We start from the raw sequence: 1,070 nt of genomic DNA on the forward strand, positions 1-1,070 counted from the left end.
TCGCCCAGCTGATCAAGTTTGGCTTCACGTTCTTCACTGGCAAACAGACTGGATTTGATCATGATGGGAGGGCTGACTTTGGGATGTCAGAATCATGCCATGGATGAGAGGTTTTTCGAGGTGCCCAAATCTCGACCTTCACAATTCTGAGACCAATTTAATGCAACTAGGATTTCTAGTGCTTGCTGTATTGGTTCCCACCATGACCTATGCAAGCATGAACGGCACGCCCTCGCCAACATCGGAAAAAGTGAAACTAAACACTACCGCGTTTCAATCAACACTCAAGGCAAATCTAGCTACAGCCTGGGGCTTAGACGAGCGTCGAGAATGCAATCTGCAGTTAGCAGCTGATTTTGATACTGACAATAGATTTAGCAATATCGCCTTAAGCCGGTCAGATTGCTCGCCAGAGGTGGAGAGGCTTGTGGTCTTCTCGGCCCAATACCTTAGCCACACACAAGGCAGTAGTGTAAAAGGCCGGTTACGCATCCCTTTAAATCTTCGAATTGAGGAAGAAGATCAGGAAGAAGATCAGAGGCGTATTGTCGCTGAAAAGTATATTCAAACACTTCGTGGACAGATTCGGGCCTCCATGAAATTCGAGCCCAGGAACAAAGAAGACAATCCCATCACATTGCTTGAAGTTAGGCTAAACGATGATATGTCTGTTAGGAAAGATGAAGTCATCGTAAAGAAGTCCAGCGGAAACAGTGAGTACGATGCTGCCGCTATCCAGGCCATCCAAGATTTGGGGCAGTACCCGCCACTGCCAAACTTGATGAGCGTGGATCTCTGGAGAAAGCACAATATCTCTATTCGCCCATTTGATTAATCTGCAAGTCTGTTGCTAAATCTGGCAGGCAGCAAACAGCCAATAGCGGAAATTCAGACGGGTATTCCTGAAGGTCCGGTCCTCGGCCTTATGGAAAGCTTTGCATAAGGCCGATTATGCAAAGCCAGCGATTATGGAAAGTTGCAGGCCGGAATGACTGCCAAATGCTGATGGATAGCGGCAGGCGGGGATTCCGACCTTCACATAATCACAGCGTCTTCAGGAAGTCGATCAG

The 1,070-nt window shown here is 47.7% G+C and carries 1 protein-coding gene; it reads left to right on the forward strand.

Annotation, left to right across the window (positions count from 1 at the left end; all coding sequences use genetic code 11):
- The first annotated feature begins 202 nt into the window (after positions 1-202).
- Positions 203-835, forward strand: coding sequence for a TonB C-terminal domain-containing protein (locus CSQ89_RS21610; protein WP_158229094.1), 633 nt, complete (start codon positions 203-205; stop codon positions 833-835).
- Positions 836-1,070 lie beyond the last annotated feature (235 nt).

It is taken from the genome of Chitinimonas sp. BJB300, from assembly GCF_002735695.1.
Lineage (GTDB): Bacteria > Pseudomonadota > Gammaproteobacteria > Burkholderiales > Chitinimonadaceae > Chitinimonas.

What these genes read in the sequence shown, in the direction of transcription:
- CSQ89_RS21610 (WP_158229094.1), top strand. Translation starts at nt 203, where the DNA reads ATGACCTATGCAAGCATGAACGGCACGCCCTCGCCAACATCGGAAAAA.